Genomic DNA, 14,648 nt, shown 5'->3' with positions numbered 1-14,648 from the left:
CACAGAGAAAGCGGCATAGTTACGGTAGTGGCCAATCCTGAAAAAGCGAACTCCACAGCACCAATCCGGGGCCAAAAGAGTGGCCCCAATCCGGGCGGCACTCGAACTAGCCGAAGACCCCGCCGCTCTTGTAAACGAACTTGTTTTCGCCGTTATAGGTGTAATAGCCCCAGAATCCCGGCTCGACATTGCCGTCAAGGGTGAAATTAACGGGGCCGGAGATTCCGTCATAGTCGATGTCATTCGTCGACTTGAGCACGTCGAGACACTCCGCATAACTCAGGCACTTGACGCCTCCCTTAGAGACGTCGTACAACGAGCCTGCGATCGCCTCCCCCGCGTCATCGTGGGCGACAAGTGCGGAGAGAACCGCAAGCATCGTCGCATCGTACGCTTCGGCGGCATAACGATAGCTGGTCAGCTTCGAATCAGTCGACTTGAGGGTCGCGATAAACGTCTTGGAAGGTTGGTAGCCCTCGATGATTCCTCTCACGCCCTTCAGCGTGCCGTTCTTAAACGCTTGAGAGTAGTCACCGGTATTGAGTGACGTCAGCCACAGTTCGGAACCCGTAAATCCTGCCGCCACAATCTTCTGGATAACGGCTTTCGTGGCCTTCTGGGCGTCGTAGGTGGAACCAACTACAACGACATCGGGAGCCGCGTCTTTAAGATTCGAAATGATCGAGTCGAATGCGGTGGTGGAACCCGTGAACACTTCATCGGCGACGAGTTCCGTGTCATGATCGGCGAGCGCCGCAACAAAGGTGTCGTGCAAGGCAATGCCGTGAGCATCCGCGATGGAGACAAAGGCGATCCGCTGCCGCGTTTCACCTCCTGCAAGCGCCTCGGCGAGAGCATACCCCTGCTGGTCGTAGGCGGGGATCGTGCGAAAGAAATACCCATCGTCGAACACCTCATCGAGGCTCGAGAACGTAGCAGCCGGAGAAATAAGCGGAATTTTCGCTTCTGCCGCGAGGGGGATCGCCCGCTGAGCCAGCACTGAGGACGATGGGCCGATTACGACATCGACGTCGCGGGACACAAGTTTCTTGAAGTTCGTTTCAAGCGTGGTTTTCTTAGCCTCACCCGAATCTACTGCGACGATCTCGACCGGTTCGTCGTTCACTCCACCGGCTGCATTAATCTCCTTCACCGCAGCCGCTACGCCTGCCTTCTGTGCTGCGGCCAAGAACGAATACGTTCCCGATGTCGGAAAAATGGTACCGATGCGCAGGATGCCATCACCGGTCGGCGTCACGACCGGGGTGGGCGTCGCCGACGACGAGGCCGGCGAATCGGCTGCAGTCGTCGGCGAAACGGGAGTCACCGGCGAGCTACAGGCGGAGAGCGCCAGCAATAAGAGCGCCGCAACTGCCGCGCACTGAGTCGACCGAAACTTGGCCATGGCTCCCCTCTCTCAGCGGCAATCTCGGGTAATCGCGCGCCTCCAGAGGAATACTACGGGGCGCCGGGGGCCTCGGCTGAGGAACCGAGCCGCGTACGCGAGGAGTGGCGAAAAAGATCGAAGGTAAGAATAGCAAGCGCCACCCATACGATTGCGAAGCCCAGCCACCGTTCGGGCGGCATCGCCTCGTGAAAGATAAAGACCGCGACGATGAGTTGCAGAATCGGCGCGAGGTACTGCGCGAGCCCCATGTACGTTAGCGGCAGTCGCCGGGCGGCCGCCGCAAAAAGGATCAACGGAATCGCAGTGATGGCGCCGAGAAAGAGCGTTAATGTGAGGTGACCGGCGCCCGCAGTACCTGCCGCGAGCTGCCCCTCTGTAGAAAGAACAAGCAGCACGACAACGGCGATCGGGGCGAGAAAGGCGGTCTCGACAGCCAAGCCACCGACGGCATCCGCTTTCGGCCCCACGTTCTTCTTGACGAGGCCATAGAAACCGAAGCTGAAAGCCAGACCGAGAGCAATCCACGGGAAACTGCCATACCCAATCGACAACACGAGAACCGCGAAGGCGCTGATGCCCAGTGCCACCCATTGCAGCGGTCGCAACCGTTCACGCAGGATGACGACACCGAGCAACACGGTGACGATCGGGTTCGTGAAGTACCCCAGTGACGCCTCGACAATGTGACCGTTGAGGCTTGCGTACACATAGATCAGCCAGTTAACGACGACGAAGGTGCCTCCCAAGCCGAGCGTCCACACGGTCCTGCGGTCACGAATGATGGCGATGACTCGGCGATAGCCCCGAGTAAACACCAACAAGATTGCACAAAACACGAGCGAGAGCAGGATTCGCCAGGCCACAATTTCAATCGCGCCCGACTCTTTAAGGGAGAAGAACACGATCGGCATGGCGCCCCACAGGACATACGCGGAGACAGCAAAGCCGAGACCGCTCGGAGAAACGCGGTCGGTAGCGGGCGAGGGAGAAGTCACTTCTAAATCCTAGGGCTGACGACGGACGCTCAGCGCCATCCGCAATGTGTGGGGCGCCCCAGGTTTCGTCCGGAAACGACGAAAGCCCAGAGCCGGGGCCCTGGGCTTTCGAGTTGTCCTACCGAAAACGGCGGACGAGAAATGAGTATCGCGTTAGCGAACGACTACGGCGAGCACGTCGCGAGCCGAGAGCACGAGAAGGTCTTCTCCGCCGTACTTAACCTCGGTTCCGCCATACTTGGAGTAGATGACCTTGTCACCGACTGCGATGTCGAGCGGCACGCGGTTTCCGTTGTCGTCGATGCGACCGGGACCTACGGCGACTACTTCACCCTCCTGGGGCTTCTCCTTCGCAGTGTCAGGAATAACGAGCCCAGACGCGGTGGTCTGTTCTGCGTCAACCTGCTTAATAACAATGCGATCCTCGAGCGGCTTAATGGACACCGACACGTTTGACCTCTTTCTCAAGTACTTGGGCTGGCACACTCCCTGTAGGAGTGCCAGATCAACTATACGGCTTGGTTGGCACTCGATCAACGTGAGTGCCAATTCGGATGCGGATACGGTTAGAGAATGAATCAGAGCGAACTGCGCGAGCTACTTTCCGCCCAAGGGCTTCGCCTCCTGGACTCGTTGCCAGCATGGAGCTCCAGCGACGAAATCGTGCGCACCGTCGCCGAGCTGCGCAAGGCAGGCCACAGCCCGGAACTTGTCGCTGCTGTTCTCAGCCAGTCAAAACTGCGCGCAAAAGCCGCGGGCAAATTTGGCCCCTTCGCCGAGCGGATGCTCTTCACCGAGGCCGGGCTCGAACAGGCAACACGCCTCTCCGTCGCCGCCCAGCACGCCGGCCGCTTCTCGAAAGCCGGGGTGAAGTGGGTGGCCGACCTTGGCTGTGGCATCGGAGCGGATGCGCTCGCTATCGCCGCCCTTGACCTCAACGTCACCGCCGTCGAGCGCGACGAGACGACCGCCGCCATTGCAGCGTTCAACCTCGCGCCGTGGCACAACGCCCAAGTCGTGCACGGCGACGCCGAATCTGCGGATCTGGCCGGCATCGACGGCATCTACCTCGACCCCGCTCGCCGCGACGCCCGCGTGCGCCTCACCAACCCCGCCGACTGGACCCCCTCGCTCGACTTCGCCTTTGGCCTCGCTGAGCACTACCCCACAGGCATCAAACTCGGCCCGGGCATCGACCGCGACCTCATCCCTGACGATGCTGAAGCCCAATGGGTGTCAGTCGGACGCGAGGTTGTTGAGCTCGGGCTCTGGTTCGGAGCGGTAGCCCGCCCCGGCATCCGCCGAGCCGCCCTCGTCATCGGCGATCACGGCACCGCCGAGCTCACGGCAGCTGCCGACAGCGAAGACGAAGTCGCGGGAGAACTCGGCCAGTATCTATACGAACCCGACGGCTCTGTCATCCGGGCACGACTCATTGGTGATCTGGCTCGTCAGCTAAACGCTCGCATGCTCGACACATCGATTGCCTATTTCAGCGCGGATGCCGCAGTCGCGACCCCATTCGCCACGTGCTTTGAGATTGTGGCCGACTTCGCTCTCGACAAGCGCTCGCTCAAGAAGGAACTCGCCAGCCGCAAGATCGGAACCTTAGAAATCAAAAAGCGCGGGGTCGATATCGACCCCGCGACCTTCAGAACATCTCTTTCGCTCAAGGGAGAAAACAGCGCCACACTCCTACTCACGCGAGTGGGCGGCAAACGTCGTGCGTTGCTCGCACAGCGCACGACGTTTGCTGAACCCTCAGCAGCTACTGCCTAATAGCTTCCGTAGTATGGTCCGCCGTAGCTAGCGTTGGCCACGAAAACGAAGAATACGATCCAGCCAATGATCGTGAGCAAGCCAAGCGCGGTGGCAATGTACCCGGTGATGAGGCCCGTGAGCCAGAACGGACGCGCGTAGGGCTGCTTCTTCTGTGCCATGTGGCCCAAGACAACCGCAGCGATACCGGGCAAGAAGCCGAGCGCCATGAACGTGAGAACGATGCTCGAGATACCCGTTGCCATCGAAGCGATCGACAAACCCTTGGGCGGGCCTGCCGGCACGGGACTGTACGCCGCCTGGCCGGGAGTGGGGCCGCTCGCATAACCAGGAACGGGAGTTCCGTTGGTCGAAGCGTAGGGGTTAGAAGGTGCTGCGGCTGGCGCTGCTTCGGGAGCAACCGGCGCTGCGGTCGCGTCTCCGGCAGCAGTGTTGTCGACAGAAGGTGCAGTTGCAGGCGCAACGGACGGTGCCGGGGGCACAGGAGGGATGGTCGTCGCTGCACTCGGCGCGGCCGGAGTCGTCGCAGCATCCGCGGTCTCAGCGGGAACTGCGGCGGGAGCCGCTGCGCTCGTGTCGTTGGCAGCAGCAGCCTTCGCTGCAGCCGTCTTCGCAGCCGACGTTTTAGCGGCAGCCGCTTTCGTGGCAGCCGCCTTCGTCGTCGTAGATTTTGTGGGTGAGGCCTTTGTCGTCGCCGGCTTCGCTGCTGCGGGCTTTGCTGTAGTCGACTTGGCAGCAGGGGCCTTCGCCGCTGCGGTCTTGGAGGGCGCAGCCTTTGCAGCGGGCTTTGGCGCGGTCGACTTTGCGGTCGACTTTGCGGGAGACTTCGCGGCACTCGCGGAAAGATCAGCCTTCGCAGCCGGCTTCTTCGCCGCGGGCGACTTCTTGGCAGCGGGCTTCTTAGCGGAAGGTGTTGCTTTTGCCAGCGGAGCGTCTGACGTGGAGGAGCCGCCGGGCGAAGCGATCGGCGGAATGGAGCCGTCTGAGTTATTGGTAGCCATGCGCACACTTTAGCAAGCGCGGCTCAAACAAAAGAGGCCCGCACAACCGTGCGAGCCTCTTTTGTTACTTCACGTGTTAGTAGGAGCTAACGCCGCCGATCGTTGCGGCACCGATGATGGTGATCGCAACGATGAGGCCGATGACGAAGCCCAAGTAACCAAGGATGAGGCCGATGATGGCGAGAACGTTGCCTTGCTCGCCGGTCTTCTTGATCTGGCTGAGGCTGATGTGGCCGGTGATGATGCCGACGAGGCTCAGGCCGATGATGGAGGTGACGAGCGAGATGATCGAGAGAACATTCCACTTAGCAGCCGGTGCGCCTGCAGGTGCTGCAGCGTAAGGGGTGGGTTCGGACATAGCGAAGTGCTCCTTAGGTAATGGGGCCGATTGCGGCGCACCTATATTCTCAGCCTGAAAGAAGCCTGTCAACGCAGGTTACCCAGAGTTTACGAGCGTTCTAGGCCTGAATCTGCGTCACCGGCAGCGTGGAATCGGCACTAAAGCCCCAAGTGGAAGGATGTTTGCCCGCCATGACTAACTGGGCGCCCAGTGCAGCAATCATCGCCCCATTGTCGGTGCAGAGCGACAGCGGAGGGATACGCAACTCGATTCCAGCAGCGGCGCAACGCTCGACAGCGAGCTCGCGAACACGAGCATTTGCAACAACACCGCCCCCCAAGAGCAAACGTGGAACGTCTCGATCCCTACACGCAGCGATCGCCTTCGTCAGCAAGACGTCAACAACTGCCTCTCTAAAGCTCGCAGCGACATCCGCTGGGGAAAATTCGGTACCCGCGTCTTGCTCGCGCTCGACCCAGCGGGCGACCGCTGTTTTCAAGCCCGAGAACGAGAAATCGTAGCGATGGCGTTCCAGATCCTTGGGTCTGCTCAGCCCCCGCGGAAAACGGATCGCCTGGGGATCACCCGTTGCAGCGACGCGGTCGATGTGGGGGCCTCCGGGATAAGGAAGACCTAGCAATCGTGCGACCTTATCGAAGGCTTCTCCCGCGGCGTCGTCAATCGTCTCGCCCAGCAGCTCGACATCCGAAACCAAATCTCGCACGTGCAGTAGCGAGGTGTGCCCGCCCGACACGAGTAGGGCGATGGTAGGGAGGTCAATCTCGGTACCGTCATCACGAAGAACATCAGCACCGACATGACCGACAAGGTGGTTGACGGCATAGAGCGGCTTTCCCGTCGCCACAGACAGTGCCTTCGCGGCCGCGACACCGACCATCAGGGCGCCGGCAAGTCCTGGCCCGCTCGTGACGGCGATCGCGTCGAGATCTGCCAGGTCGACTCCGGCTTTGGCAAGCGCCTGCTCCAGCGCCGGTTGGATCGCTTCGAGGTGCGCGCGGGCCGCAACCTCGGGAACCACTCCCCCGTAGCGCGCATGCTCCTCCATCGATGACGAAATGACATTCGCCAGCAAGTGGTTGCCCCGAACGATACCGATGCCGGTTTCGTCGCAGCTCGTCTCGATGCCCAGCACCAGCGGATCAGTTGTGTTGAGGGGCGTGACCCCCGACAGTGCGGAGGCCGTGGCCGCCGTCGACGCGCTCACTGGCCGACCGCCGGAGCAAGCTTGGGCTCGGGAATCGTTAGTTGCATCACGATGGCGTCAACCCCATCCGGTTGGTAGTAATTGGGGCGCACAGCGATGCGCTCAAAGCCGAGCGAATCGTAGAGTTTTTGCGCCGAAGGATTATCGTCGCGCACTTCGAGAAACAGTTCGCTTGCGCCGCGATCGCGAGCCTCGACCATGAGCGCGTGCATCAGTGCTCGACCGATTCCGTGGCGGCGAGCATCCGGAGCAACCGCAATAGTTTGGATTTCTGCCTGCCCCGAGCGGTACGGCGCACGCAAGCCGGCATAGGCCTTCACCACGGCGGGCTCCTCAAGCGTTGTCGCCACAAGGTAGTAGCCGTGGTTGTCGCCGAGCTCGCCCCGCATCATGTCGCTCGACCAGGCGTCGTTGGCGAATTCGCTCGCCTCGATCGCCATGATGGCGTCGAGATCGTCGATCGTGGCGCGGCGTAATTGCCAGCTCATGCGGTGACTCGTTTCGGTCCTGCGGAGGGGGTGACGTCGGGCGAGCGTAAATAGAGCGCCTCTTCGCCCGCAAACGGACGGTCGTTTTCGCGGAGTAAGAGTGCGAGACGTGCCAGGCGTGTGGCTTGCACCGGCTCGGTGTCGCGCAGTGCAAAGTGCTCGAAGTTGGGAACGCTCGTGGCGAGCTCAGAGGCCGGAGCCAACGCGGGGCCCTCGACGAGAATCGGCAAGCCCGCGGCATCCGACCCCTCGTACGTTGACCAGTACAGCTCTTTGCGACGGGCGTCGGTAGCCACCACTACGGGTTCTGTCTCGCCGAGCGCGAGCGCATCGTGAGTGACGACAGGCAGCAACGGAAGACTGGCACCAAAGGCGAACGCTCGAGCCGCCACGATGCCGACCCGCAGGCCAGTAAAAGGGCCCGGGCCCATACCGGCCACGACACCGGTCAGGTCGGTTACAGCGACTCCCGCATCGGCGAGAGCACCGTGGATGAAATCGCCAACCACCTCGGCATGCTTACGGGTATCGAGAGAATTGCGTTCCGCGCGCACCGAACCATCGGCCGCCACGATCGCGACGGTCGTTCCCGCTGACGTATCAATCGCTAACAGCATTGAGCCACTCCATGTCTGCCCATCGGGGGCCAGTGCCCGTCACGGTCACCGTGCGCGGCTCAATGGCCTCGTCGGCGAAGTCGTCGTGTGATTCGTTGAGGTCGTCAACTGCGCTCTCGCGGGAGCCCCCGCCGAGGGGGCGGGCGATGTCGACGGTCAACCAGCTGTCGCTTACACCGTCGAGCAAGCCGGCACCCCACTCCACAATCACGATGGATGCTTCGAAGTCGATATCGAGGTCCTCGAGTTCTACAGCGCTGCTGAGGCGGTACGCGTCGACGTGAACGAGCGGCGCAGCAGCGTCAGTCGACAATTCAACTCCCGCGTCATCCAACCGAGGGTGCGTGCGCGCCAGCACGAACGTCGGGCTCGTGACCGTGCCACGGATGCCGAGAGTCTCGCCAATCGCCCGCGTGAGGGTTGTCTTGCCAGCGCCGAGCTCGCCGTTGAGGAGGACCAGATCGCCCGCGCCGAGTTGCGCAGCAATAACCGCGCCCAGGTCGGCCATGCGCTCGGGCGTAGCAATAGTAAAAGTGGTCACGATTCGTACCTGCGGGTCACTCGCGGCCCGATGCGGGTCACGATTTCGTAATTGATAGTGTCGGCCGCTTCGGCCCAGTCGTCGGCGCTCGGCACCGCAGCGGCAGGATTGCCGAACAGCACCGCTTGATCACCAATCGCCACTGTCGCGTCGCCCATGTCGACCACAATCTGGTCCATGGCTACGCGGCCAGCGACCCGACCGACAACGCCATTGATCGACACGGGACCGCGATTCGACGCGTGACGCGGAATGCCATCGGCGTAGCCGACCGGCACGAGCGCCAACGTGGTATCTCGCTCGCAACGGTACGCGTAGCCGTACGAGACTCCCGAACCTGCTGTGACGCGCTTTACCGAGACGACGGGAGCACTCAGCGTCATCGCTGGCACAAGGCCGAGAGCCGCAACATCCACATCCGCGGCAGGAGCAAGACCGTAGCTTGAGATGCCGACCCGCACAAGGTCAAAGCGAGCCGCTGGATGCTTGATTGCCCCTTCGGATGCCGCGAGGTGGCGAAGCTCCGGACGCAAGCCCACCGAGTCGGCCATCGCGATCGCTGCGGAAAACTGCTCAATCTGTTCGAGATCGTGCTCGGCACCGGCATTGGCCAGGTGGCTCCAGAGCCCCCGAACGCGAATGCGGCCCGCTAGCTCATGGGCGACAGCGGCTTCAAAGAACTGCTGCCACTCATCCAGAAAAGCGCCGTTGCGGTGCAGGCCAGTGTCGACCTTCAGGTGAACGTAGGCGGTATCGGATGTCGCGGCAACTTCATTCAGCTGAGCGAGGCTGCTCACGCCGAGGTCGATCTTCGCGCGCACCGCTTCGCCGAATGCTGCCCCCTGCTGGTGCAACCACGCCAAGAGGGGAGCGTCGATTCCTGCCGCGCGCAACGCGAACGCTTCGTTGAGGTCGGCGACCCCCAGCCAATCGGCACCGCCCGCGAGAGCGGCACGCGCACTTTCCACCGCGCCGTGGCCATAGCCATCCGCTTTCACGACGGCCATAACCTGCACCGGCGCAACGAGCGCCCGCAGGGTCTCCACGTTGCGGCTAATGGCTGCGGTGCTGATCGTGGCAACTCGAAGGTCACTCATGGGCTGCCCTCGGCAATGACATAGGCAATAGCGATTCCCGCGTCATGGCTCATCGAGAGATGAACCAACGTAATGCCCCGACGATCGGCAATATCTTTCGTCGAGTTGCGAAGTTCGAGCGAGGGATTTCCCAGCGCATCCGACACCACCCGCATGTCGTGCCAAGTGACCCCACTGGAATCTCCCAGGGCCTTGATGAGTGCCTCTTTCGCGGCGAATCTTCCGGCGAGCGAACGTAGCGGAAGCGGCTTGCCGTCCTTGAGTTGTTCGCTCTCAGAGAACAGGCGCGATGTGAGGGTCGGTGTGCGCTGCAAGGCACGCTCGAAACGGGCGATGTCCACGACATCCACACCGATCCCCACAATCACGGTGAAACCTATTCGACGGTGACAGACTTAGCGAGGTTGCGAGGCTGGTCGACGTCGAGTCCCTTCGCAGCAGAAAGCTCCATACCGAAGATGTGCAGCGGGATGACAGCAAGCAGCGGCTCGAAGAACGAACCCGCCAACGGAATCGGGATGACCTCATCGGCAAAGGGAAGCACGGCGGCGTCACCCTTCTCAGCAATCGCAATAACGCGAGCGCCCCGAGCACGGATCTCCTGAATGTTGGAGACAACCTTCTTGTGAAGCGAGTTCGGGTCGCGCGGGCTCGGCACAATAACAAAAACGACCTGGCCGGGCTCGATGAGCGCGATCGGACCGTGCTTGAGTTCGCCAGCGGCAAAGCCCTCGGCGTGAATGTACGCGAGTTCCTTGAGCTTGAGCGCCCCCTCGAGCGCGACCGGGTAGCCGACGTGGCGACCGAGGAAGAGCACCGACTGAGTGTCCGTCATCCAGTGAGCAAGCTGCTTGATCGACTGTGAGGTAACGAGAACCTCAGAAATCTTCTCCGGCACCGCCTGCAGCTCAGCGACGTTTTCGCGAATGGCGTCATCGCTCAGCGTGCCGCGCACGCCTGCGATGTGAAGGCCGATGAGGTAGAGCGCCGTGACCTGAGCGACAAAAGCCTTCGTGGATGCCACGGCAACCTCGGGGCCCGCGTGCGTGTAAACGACAGCGTGCGATTCGCGCGGGATCGTTGCGCCGTGCGTGTTGCACACCGAAATTACCTTCGCACCGGACTCCATCGCGAACTTGACCGCCATGAGCGTGTCCATCGTTTCGCCGGACTGGCTGATCGAAATAACGAGCGTGCGCTCGGTCAAAATGGGGTTGCGGTAGCGGAACTCGTGCGCCAGTTCAACATCAACCGGAACACGGGCCCAGCCCTCAATGGCATATTTTCCGAGCATGCCAGCATAGGCCGCGGTTCCACAGGCAATAACGACAACACGGTCGACAGTGGCCATGACTTCGTCACCGAGGGGATCGAGTTCGGTGAGCTTGACCAGACCATCCTGAACTCGACCAAGAATGGTGTTGGCTACGGCATCCGGTTCTTCACTGATCTCCTTCGCCATGAAGCTCGACCAGCCGCCCTTTTCGGAGGCGGAAGCATCCCACGCGATGTCAAATTCTTCTACCTCGACTGAATTGCCGTCGAAGTCAGTGACGTCGACCGAGTCAGGGCGGATAGTCACGATCTGGTCTTGACCGATAGCAACAGCACGACGCGTGAACTCGACGAAGGCAGCGACGTCAGAGCCCAGGAAGTTCTCGCCATCGCCCAAACCGATAACGAGGGGTGAATTGCGGCGAGCGCCGACAACAACGCCTGGTTGGTCTTGGTGCACAGCGAGAAGAGTGAAGGCGCCCTCGAGACGAGCGACGACAGCGCGCAACGCCTCCGTGAGGTCGCCGCTCTTCTCGTACTCACGGCCAACGAGTAGGGCCGCCACCTCGGTGTCGGTCTCGCTTGCGAAAGCGGCGCCTTCTGCAAGCAGTTCACTCTTGAGCTCGGAGAAGTTCTCGATGATCCCGTTGTGAATCAGGGCGAGCTTGGAGTCGCGTCCCAGATGAGGGTGGGCGTTGACGTCGGTAGGCCCACCGTGAGTTGCCCACCGCGTGTGCCCGATACCGGTCGCCCCATTACCGAGGGGAGTCGTTTCAAGGTCATCGACGAGCATCTGGAGCTTGCCAGCGCGCTTGCGCGTTCCGAGCGCGCCATCCTCGTCAATGATTGCGATTCCTGCGGAATCGTAACCCCGGTATTCGAGACGCTTGAGACCGCCGAGGAGAACCTCAAGGCTTTTGTTGTTACCGACGTAACCGACAATTCCACACATGGAGACGAGTTTAGTTCCCCAAGCTGGGTATCCGTGCGCAGTTAGGATGATCGTGATGCATGAACATGGCTCCGGACACGGTCACATCTCTCCCTTTCTCGAAATTGATCGGAGCGATTGGGCTGCACTTGCCCCCAGAATGAAAGTTCCCCTCACCCAGGCGGAGCTTATTGAGCTGCGCGGATTGGGCGATGAGCTCGATCTCACGGAAGTCGCCGAGGTGTATCTGCCCCTCAGTAGACTGCTCAATTTGTATGCCGAAAACGCCCAGCGTTTGCATGCTGCCACTACTCAATTCTTGGGAGCTTCGACCTCCAGCACACCGTTCGTGATTGGCGTTGCGGGTTCTGTCGCGGTGGGAAAATCCACCATTGCGCGACTTCTTCGAGAGTTACTCTCGCGCTGGGACGGCACTCCGCGAGTGGAACTCATCACAACGGACGGCTTTTTGCACCCGAACGCTGAGCTCGAACGACGCGGCATTCTTGAGCGCAAAGGCTTCCCCGAAAGCTATGACCGGCGAGCCCTGCTGCGGTTTGTCAGCAAGGTGAAGGCCGGCGAACCTGAAGTGCGCGCGCCCTTTTATTCCCACTTGGCATACGACATCATCCCCGATGCCGCGGTGACCGTACGCAAACCAGATGTTCTCATTGTCGAAGGACTCAACGTTCTCCAACCGCCCATCGCGGGCAAGAGCCTAGCGGTCAGCGACCTTTTCGATTTCACCATTTATGTGGATGCCCGCACGAGCGATATAGCCCACTGGTACGAAGAGCGCTTCCTTCGACTGCAGCGAGGTGCGTTCAGCAACCCGAGTTCGTACTTTCATCGTTTTGCTGACCTCGATGAGAATGCCGCTCGCGCCCGCGCGCGTGAAGTCTGGAAGCGTACAAACGAACCTAACCTCACGCAGAACGTGCGCCCTACTCGTCCGCGGGCGTCCCTCATTCTGCGCAAGGATGCCGATCACGCTGTCTCGAAAGTTCTGCTGCGCAAGACCTAAGCGGTGCGCAACGTCGCCCTCTAACGGCTGAGTTGAGTACGAACGATCTCAGCCAGACGGTCTGCGATGTGCTGTGCGACCTCGTGGTGCTCCGCTTCGACCATAACGCGCACCATCGGTTCAGTTCCGGATGCTCGCAACAGCACGCGCCCCGTATCGCCCAACTCTGCCTCAGCAGCCGCAACAGCATCAGCGATCACCAAGTCGGAGCCGAGCGAGTGGTGGTCAATTCCGCGAACATTCACGAGAACCTGCGGGTACACCGTCATTACCGTAGCGAGTTGCGCGAGAGTTTTGCCGGTGCGTGCCATTTCAGCCACGAGGTGCAGCCCCGTGAGGATGCCGTCTCCCGTGGTCGCAAACTTGGTCATGATCACGTGACCTGACTGCTCACCACCGAGAGAGAGTCCGTGGGCTCCCAGCGCTTCGAGTACGTAGCGGTCGCCCACCTTGGTTTCGAGCATGGTGATGTTGTGCTCTGCCATGGCGCGGCGCAGTCCCAAGTTGCTCATTACTGTCGCTACGAGGGTGCGATCGTGCAGCACGCCGCGTTCGGCCATGGACACCGCAAGGATCGCCATGATCTGGTCGCCGTCGACGACGTTGCCTTCTTTATCAACGGCAAGGCATCGGTCGGCATCGCCATCGTGGGCGATTCCGACATCGGCGCCGTGCGCAAGAACGGCCGAAGCGAGGTTGTCGAGGTGAGTCGACCCGACACCCTCGTTGATGTTTATTCCGTCGGGATCCGCACCGATAACGGTGACCTTAGCTCCGGCATCCGTGAACACTTGGGGCGAGACGCCTGCCGCAGCACCATGGGCGCAGTCGAGAACGACGTGGATACCGTCGAGCTGGTTCGGCAACGTCGACAAGAGATGCACGACGTAGCGATCTTCAGCATCGGAGAACCGGCGGATGCGACCAACCTCAACACCGGTCGGAGCGAGGCTCGGAGCGGAGAGAGCGGCTTCGATGCGGTCTTCGACCTCATCGGGAAGTTTGGTGCCGCCCTGACCGAAGAATTTGATTCCGTTGTCAGGGGCGGGATTGTGCGACGCGGAGATCATGACTCCGAGGTCGGCTTTAAAGTCGGCAACGAGGAACGCTGCTGCCGGGGTGGGGATTACTCCGGCGTCGAAGACGTCGACGCCTGAGCTCGCGAGCCCCGCGGATACTGCGGCGGATATGAATTCGCCGGATACGCGGGGGTCGCGGGCGACAACTGCAACCGGTCGGCGGCCTGAAGCGCGCCGACCATCAGCAACTCGACCTTGGCCCAGTACGACTGCTGCCGACTGAGCCAAGCCGAGTGCAAGCTCGACTGTAAGATCGCTGTTCGCGAGTCCGCGAACACCATCTGTACCGAAAAGACGTGCCATACGTTGCCGCTAGCAGGCGGAGCGGGTTAGCGCTTCGAGAACTGCGGAGCCTTACGCGCCTTCTTGAGTCCAGCCTTCTTGCGCTCCTTGACGCGAGCGTCACGAGTGAGGAAGCCGGCCTTCTTGAGGGCAGCGCGGTTGTTCTCTTCGTCGATCTGGTTGAGCGAACGAGCGATGCCGAGACGCAGTGCGCCGGCCTGGCCCGAGGGACCACCACCGGTGATGCGTGCAATCACGTCGTAGCCACCGAGCAGGTCAAGGATCTTGAACGGATCGTTGATGAGCTGCTGGTGAAGCTTGTTGGGGAAGTACTCGGCGAGCTCACGGCCGTTGACCGTGATGGTGCCCGAACCGGGAACGAGACGCACGCGGGCGATGGCCTGCTTGCGACGTCCTACGGCTGCGCCGGGAACGGTGAGAACGGGGCGAGGTGCACTGGGTGCCTCGACGGGTGCCGACTCGGTCGTGTACGACTCGGGCGCACCCTCGGTGATTGAATCTTCGATCTTAGCCACTGTAATAAGTCCTTTAATTCTTTGCTTCGT

At 61.3% G+C, this 14,648-nt stretch carries 17 protein-coding genes; 3 read left to right on the top strand and 14 right to left on the bottom strand.

What is annotated here, in order from left to right; all coding sequences use genetic code 11:
• Positions 1-106: 106 nt before the first annotated feature.
• The 3 genes from ACR3YK_RS07855 to groES all read right to left on the bottom strand — a co-directional run bounded on the left by ACR3YK_RS07855 (position 107) and on the right by groES (position 2,853).
• Positions 107-1,405: an ABC transporter substrate-binding protein gene (locus ACR3YK_RS07855; RefSeq protein ID WP_486174352.1), complete on the bottom strand. Its 1,299-nt coding sequence runs from the start codon at positions 1,403-1,405 to the stop codon at positions 107-109.
• Between the two features lie 53 nt (positions 1,406-1,458).
• Positions 1,459-2,403 carry an EamA family transporter RarD gene (gene rarD / locus ACR3YK_RS07850; protein ID WP_486174351.1) on the bottom strand — a complete coding sequence of 315 codons (945 nt, stop codon included), beginning with the start codon at positions 2,401-2,403 and terminating at the stop codon, positions 1,459-1,461.
• Positions 2,404-2,556: 153 nt separating this feature from the next.
• Positions 2,557-2,853: a co-chaperone GroES gene (groES, locus tag ACR3YK_RS07845; RefSeq protein WP_100388242.1), complete on the bottom strand. Its 297-nt coding sequence runs from the start codon at positions 2,851-2,853 to the stop codon at positions 2,557-2,559.
• Positions 2,854-2,976: 123 nt separating this feature from the next.
• Here groES and ACR3YK_RS07840 point away from each other — a divergent pair, with 123 nt between their 5' ends.
• Positions 2,977-4,182: a class I SAM-dependent methyltransferase gene (locus ACR3YK_RS07840; protein ID WP_486174350.1), complete on the top strand. Its 1,206-nt coding sequence runs from the start codon at positions 2,977-2,979 to the stop codon at positions 4,180-4,182.
• Here the strand turns inward: ACR3YK_RS07840 and ACR3YK_RS07835 are convergent.
• Entirely contained in the window at positions 4,179-4,664 is a 486-nt protein-coding gene (locus ACR3YK_RS07835) for a DUF4190 domain-containing protein (protein ID WP_486174349.1), read from the bottom strand. The genes ACR3YK_RS07840 and ACR3YK_RS07835 overlap by 4 nt on opposite strands.
• Positions 4,665-4,671: 7 nt before the next feature.
• Between ACR3YK_RS07835 and ACR3YK_RS07830 the strand changes: the two genes are divergently transcribed.
• Positions 4,672-5,196 carry a hypothetical protein gene (locus ACR3YK_RS07830; protein WP_486174348.1) on the top strand — a complete coding sequence of 175 codons (525 nt, stop codon included), beginning with the start codon at positions 4,672-4,674 and terminating at the stop codon, positions 5,194-5,196.
• A gap of 63 nt (positions 5,197-5,259) precedes the next feature.
• On the opposite strand, the gene ACR3YK_RS07825 is transcribed toward ACR3YK_RS07830, so the two are convergent.
• From ACR3YK_RS07825 to glmS, 8 genes are all read right to left on the bottom strand, one after another.
• On the bottom strand, positions 5,260-5,541 hold the full coding sequence (locus ACR3YK_RS07825) for a DUF4190 domain-containing protein (protein WP_486174347.1): 282 nt from the start codon (positions 5,539-5,541) through the stop codon (positions 5,260-5,262).
• A 100-nt stretch (positions 5,542-5,641) separates the two neighbouring features.
• Positions 5,642-6,715, bottom strand: coding sequence for a tRNA (adenosine(37)-N6)-threonylcarbamoyltransferase complex transferase subunit TsaD (gene tsaD / locus ACR3YK_RS07820; RefSeq protein WP_486176391.1), 1,074 nt, complete (start codon positions 6,713-6,715; stop codon positions 5,642-5,644).
• Between the two features lie 29 nt (positions 6,716-6,744).
• Positions 6,745-7,236 (bottom strand): ribosomal protein S18-alanine N-acetyltransferase, encoded by a 492-nt coding sequence (gene rimI, locus ACR3YK_RS07815; RefSeq protein WP_486174346.1) that lies wholly within the window; start codon positions 7,234-7,236, stop codon positions 6,745-6,747.
• Positions 7,233-7,853 carry a tRNA (adenosine(37)-N6)-threonylcarbamoyltransferase complex dimerization subunit type 1 TsaB gene (tsaB, locus tag ACR3YK_RS07810; protein ID WP_486174345.1) on the bottom strand — a complete coding sequence of 207 codons (621 nt, stop codon included), beginning with the start codon at positions 7,851-7,853 and terminating at the stop codon, positions 7,233-7,235. The genes rimI and tsaB overlap by 4 nt, the downstream gene beginning before the upstream one ends.
• Positions 7,837-8,394 (bottom strand): tRNA (adenosine(37)-N6)-threonylcarbamoyltransferase complex ATPase subunit type 1 TsaE, encoded by a 558-nt coding sequence (gene tsaE / locus ACR3YK_RS07805; protein WP_486174344.1) that lies wholly within the window; start codon positions 8,392-8,394, stop codon positions 7,837-7,839. Before tsaE ends, tsaB begins: the two co-directional genes overlap by 17 nt.
• Positions 8,391-9,491: an alanine racemase gene (gene alr / locus ACR3YK_RS07800; protein ID WP_486174343.1), complete on the bottom strand. Its 1,101-nt coding sequence runs from the start codon at positions 9,489-9,491 to the stop codon at positions 8,391-8,393. Before alr ends, tsaE begins: the two co-directional genes overlap by 4 nt.
• Positions 9,488-9,859: a holo-ACP synthase gene (locus tag ACR3YK_RS07795; RefSeq protein ID WP_486174342.1), complete on the bottom strand. Its 372-nt coding sequence runs from the start codon at positions 9,857-9,859 to the stop codon at positions 9,488-9,490. The genes alr and ACR3YK_RS07795 overlap by 4 nt, the downstream gene beginning before the upstream one ends.
• Positions 9,860-9,867: 8 nt before the next feature.
• Positions 9,868-11,718 (bottom strand): glutamine--fructose-6-phosphate transaminase (isomerizing), encoded by a 1,851-nt coding sequence (gene glmS, locus ACR3YK_RS07790; RefSeq protein WP_486174341.1) that lies wholly within the window; start codon positions 11,716-11,718, stop codon positions 9,868-9,870.
• 55 nt (positions 11,719-11,773) lie between these two features.
• Here glmS and coaA point away from each other — a divergent pair, with 55 nt between their 5' ends.
• Positions 11,774-12,721 (top strand): type I pantothenate kinase, encoded by a 948-nt coding sequence (coaA, locus tag ACR3YK_RS07785; RefSeq protein ID WP_486176390.1) that lies wholly within the window; start codon positions 11,774-11,776, stop codon positions 12,719-12,721.
• A gap of 20 nt (positions 12,722-12,741) precedes the next feature.
• Here the strand turns inward: coaA and glmM are convergent, their stop codons facing one another.
• Together glmM and rpsI are read right to left on the bottom strand one after the other, a co-directional pair.
• On the bottom strand, positions 12,742-14,103 hold the full coding sequence (gene glmM / locus ACR3YK_RS07780) for a phosphoglucosamine mutase (RefSeq protein ID WP_486174340.1): 1,362 nt from the start codon (positions 14,101-14,103) through the stop codon (positions 12,742-12,744).
• A gap of 26 nt (positions 14,104-14,129) precedes the next feature.
• On the bottom strand, positions 14,130-14,618 hold the full coding sequence (gene rpsI, locus ACR3YK_RS07775; protein WP_486174339.1) for a 30S ribosomal protein S9: 489 nt from the start codon (positions 14,616-14,618) through the stop codon (positions 14,130-14,132).
• Between the last annotated feature and the right edge of the window lie 30 nt (positions 14,619-14,648).

The sequence above is a fragment of the Salinibacterium sp. 10G20-15 genome (genome assembly GCF_057365065.1).
The sequence above is the reverse complement of the archived record's forward strand: the minus strand, read 5'-3'. Positions and strand labels throughout refer to the sequence as shown.

Coding starts and splice junctions, on each gene's coding strand:
- ACR3YK_RS07855 (WP_486174352.1), bottom strand. CDS start 1,405: ATGGCCAAGTTTCGGTCGACTCAGTGCGCGGCAGTTGCGGCGCTCTTA.
- ACR3YK_RS07830 (WP_486174348.1), top strand. CDS start 4,672: ATGGTCGTCGCTGCACTCGGCGCGGCCGGAGTCGTCGCAGCATCCGCG.
- glmM (WP_486174340.1), bottom strand. CDS start 14,103: ATGGCACGTCTTTTCGGTACAGATGGTGTTCGCGGACTCGCGAACAGC.
- alr (WP_486174343.1), bottom strand. CDS start 9,491: ATGAGTGACCTTCGAGTTGCCACGATCAGCACCGCAGCCATTAGCCGC.
- ACR3YK_RS07840 (WP_486174350.1), top strand. CDS start 2,977: ATGAATCAGAGCGAACTGCGCGAGCTACTTTCCGCCCAAGGGCTTCGC.
- coaA (WP_486176390.1), top strand. CDS start 11,774: ATGCATGAACATGGCTCCGGACACGGTCACATCTCTCCCTTTCTCGAA.
- rimI (WP_486174346.1), bottom strand. CDS start 7,236: ATGAGCTGGCAATTACGCCGCGCCACGATCGACGATCTCGACGCCATC.
- ACR3YK_RS07825 (WP_486174347.1), bottom strand. CDS start 5,541: ATGTCCGAACCCACCCCTTACGCTGCAGCACCTGCAGGCGCACCGGCT.
- glmS (WP_486174341.1), bottom strand. CDS start 11,718: ATGTGTGGAATTGTCGGTTACGTCGGTAACAACAAAAGCCTTGAGGTT.
- tsaB (WP_486174345.1), bottom strand. CDS start 7,853: ATGCTGTTAGCGATTGATACGTCAGCGGGAACGACCGTCGCGATCGTG.